This is a genomic window from Paenibacillus sp. OT2-17 (assembly GCF_009827695.1).
In the GTDB taxonomy this organism is placed as follows: domain Bacteria; phylum Bacillota; class Bacilli; order Paenibacillales; family Paenibacillaceae; genus Paenibacillus; species Paenibacillus polymyxa_B.
The window spans coordinates 1-1,364 of the sequence record NZ_WUDQ01000781.1; the positions used below are offsets into that span (position 1 = coordinate 1).

Annotated in this window: 2 protein-coding genes; both read right to left on the minus strand. The window is 47.5% G+C overall.

The features are described from left to right. Nucleotides 1–728: glycine-rich domain-containing protein (locus GRP75_RS27065; RefSeq protein ID WP_160790901.1), on the minus strand; the 728-nt coding region annotated here is incomplete at its 3' end. 42 nt (nt 729–770) lie between these two features. Continuing rightward, on the minus strand, nt 771–1,364 hold a 594-nt coding region (locus tag GRP75_RS27070; RefSeq protein WP_160790902.1), incomplete at its 5' end, for a zinc-binding metallopeptidase family protein.

The window sequence follows — 1,364 nt, forward strand, 5'->3', positions numbered from 1 at the left end:
TTATTCACCCGCTCGTGCAGATGTTGTACAATCTTATGAACCGCTTGTTGGGCCTGCTGTGAAATAGCTATATCCTCCTGCGTATTCCAGCGGTCACCTGCTGGCTGCGCGGAAGTTGTGAGTTTGTAATAGCGCGAAAGCTCGTCGCTCGGTAATGGATGATTAAAAAAAGTTCCCCACAAACTGGCGCTATAGCGGTTCCAGCCAAAGCATTCTACATACAACCAGTCAAACCACGCCCGCTCCTCAGGCATCGGCTGAGAGCCGCCGGAATGAGGAGCATGGTGAAGCATACGACCAAAAAAAGCTTCCGAGAATTGCTGATATTCGCGGGTAAACATCAACATTTCGTGCCATAATTCATCCACATCACTACTGAACATAGGCACTCGATTCATAATCGCGCATAGCATAAAATATCGTTTTAGCTCATGCCAGCGCCAATCATATTCTTGCTCCGTCAGCTCAGGGTGGGCTTCGATTACACGACTCCTTACGCTATGAGCATAGGAGGCGGGAATGGATTGCTCCAGTAGCTGCATCAGCTCTGTAATCTCTGGATGACGCTCCTGCGCAAGGGACGAAGGGGATGGGGAGCTGAGGAAAAAAGCATTCCGGCTCCGTGTTTTTCTGTTTCCCCGGTTTCTGCGTATTGCACGGAATATAAACCAAAAAATGATGAGGATCACCACAATAAACAACGTCCAAAAGCTGCTCATACTATCCATGATGGCTGACTACTCCTTTCTGAAAGAACACGGAATTAAGATTTAGCGTTCGTTATTCAGCAGAGCGAATTCTTTTTTTATCCGGGCTAGCAGTTCAGGATTCGTGATTACATCGCAAGCAGTCCATGCCAAAGTTCTCGCAGCCAGCAGCATTCCTTCCATGGCCCGGTCCTGCATCGCCAAATCGCGGAATTCTGGTGTATGCAAGGCATGCTTCTCGTCAATAACTTGAATGTAAGGATGGATAGCAGGGCAATGAAGCGATACATTTCCGATATCCATGGAGCCGTGATCTTCGCCTTCCGTTATATCTTCTTGTGAAATGCCAGCCTGCACCAAATTTGCGGTAAACGCATCGGAAAGTACACGGTTCGTGACCATTTCATCATAAGAAGTCTCATAATTGGAGGTCTCCAAACGACACCCGGTCTGTAAAGCAGCTCCTTCAGCAATTTGAATAACACGGCGAGTCAGCGGGTTCAGTTCTTGACGTGTAGCCGCTCTTACATAAAATTGGGCTGAGGCGTAATCAGGAATAATATTGGCTGCTTGCCCACCCTGGTTAATGATCCCATGGATACGCACTGTACTTTTTACTTGTTGACGGAACGCATTGATGCCATTGAACGTTTGAAT